The 2,741-nt window shown below is 64.6% G+C and carries 5 protein-coding genes; 2 read left to right on the forward strand and 3 right to left on the reverse strand.

All coding sequences use genetic code 11. The features are described 5' to 3' along the window. The 3 genes from VGH54_RS18535 to VGH54_RS18545 form a co-directional block, all read right to left on the reverse strand. Nucleotides 1-221 (reverse strand): hypothetical protein (locus tag VGH54_RS18535; protein ID WP_331513540.1); only part of this gene is annotated, 221 nt, incomplete at its 3' end. Nucleotides 222-305: 84 nt separating this feature from the next. After that, nucleotides 306-707, reverse strand: a complete 402-nt coding sequence (locus VGH54_RS18540) for a hypothetical protein (RefSeq protein ID WP_331513541.1) — start codon at nucleotides 705-707, stop codon at nucleotides 306-308. A 22-nt stretch (nucleotides 708-729) separates the two neighbouring features. After that, nucleotides 730-945, reverse strand: coding sequence for a hypothetical protein (locus VGH54_RS18545; RefSeq protein ID WP_331513542.1), 216 nt, complete (start codon nucleotides 943-945; stop codon nucleotides 730-732). A gap of 385 nt (nucleotides 946-1,330) precedes the next feature. Between VGH54_RS18545 and VGH54_RS18550 the strand changes: the two genes are divergently transcribed. Together VGH54_RS18550 and VGH54_RS18555 are read left to right on the forward strand one after the other, a co-directional pair. Next, nucleotides 1,331-1,624 (forward strand): hypothetical protein, encoded by a 294-nt coding sequence (locus VGH54_RS18550; RefSeq protein WP_331513543.1) that lies wholly within the window; start codon nucleotides 1,331-1,333, stop codon nucleotides 1,622-1,624. A gap of 227 nt (nucleotides 1,625-1,851) precedes the next feature. Continuing rightward, nucleotides 1,852-2,073: a hypothetical protein gene (locus tag VGH54_RS18555; RefSeq protein WP_331513544.1), complete on the forward strand. Its 222-nt coding sequence runs from the start codon at nucleotides 1,852-1,854 to the stop codon at nucleotides 2,071-2,073. Nucleotides 2,074-2,741 lie beyond the last annotated feature (668 nt).

The raw sequence follows: 2,741 nt of genomic DNA on the forward strand, positions 1-2,741 counted from the left end.
AGACCGTGCGCAGAGGCGAAAGTTTCGATGGCGGCAATGTCATCCGGGTCGGCCGGGATCGCCAACTCGCCCCGCATGGTGATGCCGAGACCCGCGCGACGCAGCACAAGCGTCGCCTCAACGGAGGCCGTGGGCTCAGCGTCACGGAGACGAAACGTTCCGAAGGGTGCAACGCGGTTGGAACCTGGGACGGCCTGGTGGGCGGGCATCGGGCTGGCCATGAGGTTCCTCCGCAGTGGGGAGACGACGTAACAGAGCCCCGACCGCCGGAGTAGGACGGTCGGGGCTCTGCGTTGGTGCTTAGATCAGACGGCGGGCGGGGCGTCGACCGGGGCCGGGACGAGCGCGGCGGCAGAAGCCACAGCGGCGGCCACAGCGTCAGCCTGCGCCTGGCCGTTCGCCACCTCGGCAGCCAGCCCGGACAGGTCCAGCGCGGGCTGTGCAACCTGAAGTGCGGCGATCTCCGCGGCAATCGCGGTAACGCTGGCCTGGAGGCCACTCACAGCGGTGCCGAGCTCGGCGTCTTCGGCGGTCAGGGCGGCGGTCAGGGCGTCAACATCGGCCTGGGTGCTCAAGATCTGACTCCTAATTTTGGTGATCGCTACCTTCTGGGCCCGTACGTAGGTCCAGAGGGAATTGATGGCGGCCTCGAACTCGGCACGCCCGACAGGCCAAGAGAAGTTCGGATCAGCGGTTGGGCCGGACACGACGCTCCTTTGCAGGTCAGAGCTAGTGACGGGGGCCAAAGAACAGGTGCCAGCAGACGACCGCAAGGGTGATCACGGCTACGGTTCGCCATGCGAGCGGGTACGGAACGGCATCCTCGAGTGCCCAGACCGCGGCGCTGAGCTTTCGCTCTGGGTGCCCGGTGAAGACGGCAACCATCTCGGGGACCGCGAACCCGACTGTCAGCCAGCTCAGCCAGTACAGGTGCGACCAGCTCATCGCCAGAGCCCAAAAAGTAGGTGCCCCAGCAGCCACGTCAGCAAGATCGCCAAACCACTTCCGACCGCGTAATGAGCAAAATCCCAAGCGAAGAACGACTGGCCCTGACTGAGGTCTTCAAGATCCCAGACCTTCTGGCTAAGACTTTGTCCGTTGCGCGTGATCAGTGCATACGACTCAGGGATCGCAAATGCAGTCACGGAGCCCAAGAACCAGGCCAACCACCAAATCGACCACGCGTTCACGGTGTCTCCAGTGCTAGTGGCAGTCGCCGTCCGGGTCGCCCGACGCTCCGTCGGCGTCAACACATGGGGAGTGTGAGGCCGGGGCCATCTGCGTCCCGGACGGGGTGGTGGGTCCGCATGCGGCGAGCAGGAAAGCCGCCGTGACGGCAGCGACGAACGCTAGAACCTTGCGCACGGGCGCTCCCTCAGCAGTGGTGTCGGTGGTGGTGTCGCACATGTCGCACGACTCGCCGTACTACGCGATGCACGACGCGGCGGTGAACAACCGGCGGGGCGACAACAACACGCGGCGGGGTCACTACGGGCGGCACCACGGGCGGTGGGGCAACAAACGGGGGCGGCTTCGGGTGGTGGTGCTCGACGGGCACCGGCAGCGGGAGGGCCACGGTGCACGGTGCGGGGGGCTGGCAGCACACCAAAGCCAGGAGGATTAGCACGGCCAACGCGAGTGAGGCGATAGCGGCGCGGTGCCGGTGGTGATGCTTGTGGTGTTCGCACTCGTGCTCAGACATGACCGTCCCCCGGTTCACAACCGTGAATGTGTTCGCCGTTCACAGATCCGACTAGTCCGTGTGGGGTAGCGGAACCTGTTCTCGCGGGCGGACAGCCCACTACGTTCGGGGGCACCACCCCAAAATCACATGCCTTGTCGGGAGGCACCATGTCCGCACGAGCCCGAACGCACCCGCACGAAACCAGCTGCACGATCGAACTCACCCGCGATGAGCGGGAAATGCTGAACTGCCTGCTCGCCATCGCCGTCCAACGGCCCGAACTGTTCGGCGGCGAAAGCCGTACACTGTGCGGCTACTTCGAGCGCACCATGACGGGGATACGGGAGAAGCTGCCCGTCCGGTCAAACCGGACGCTAGACGTCCCCTAGGGCGTCCATCAGCTCGTGCAGTTCGTCGGCCAGCGAACGGGCCTCAGCCTCGCTGGGGGCGGTTTCGATCGCCGCTTCAAGGATGGCTACCCGGGTACGGGCTGCCGCAATATGCCGTCGACAGGTGCACGTTCCGTGCATCGCGCGGGACGGAGAACAGCGGCTTTGGGGCATAACCCCATTGTCTCACCAATGCGACCATGATCGGCGAGTCGTCGATAGTCGGTGGTGTGTGTCACGATCGGTGGGTACGAAACTCGGAACGCCGACCGAGAGGGAAAAGCTGTGCCACTTTCCAGTGAGCAGTGGAACGCCTACCCCGACGACTGGGCCCAAATATCGTGGGTTGTGCGGGAACGCGCCGGGCATCGCTGCCAATGCCACGGCGAGTGCGAACGCCCCGACGAGCACCTAGAGGCAGTCGACGGGCGCTGCCGAAATCGGCACGGTCAGCCACGGTGGCGGGGCCAAAGGTGGCAAAGCCCCGTATTCTTGTCGGCCGCGCACATCGACCACGACCCGACAGTACGGGACCTTGATCGACTTAGAGCATATTGCCCAGGGTGTCACCTGGGGTTTGATCGTGTACAGCATGCAGTGACACGGCGAGTCAACCGGGAAAGAAAACTCGGGCTTATGGCACTTTTCGATCTTGTCGAACTGGTCTA

This window comes from Mycobacterium sp. (assembly GCF_036488105.1).
Taxonomy (GTDB): domain Bacteria; phylum Actinomycetota; class Actinomycetes; order Mycobacteriales; family Mycobacteriaceae; genus Mycobacterium.

Bases quoted from the DNA above. Each gene is read 5' to 3' on its own strand.
- VGH54_RS18545 (WP_331513542.1), bottom strand. From the start codon at position 945: ATGAGCTGGTCGCACCTGTACTGGCTGAGCTGGCTGACAGTCGGGTTC.
- VGH54_RS18555 (WP_331513544.1), top strand. From the start codon at position 1,852: ATGTCCGCACGAGCCCGAACGCACCCGCACGAAACCAGCTGCACGATC.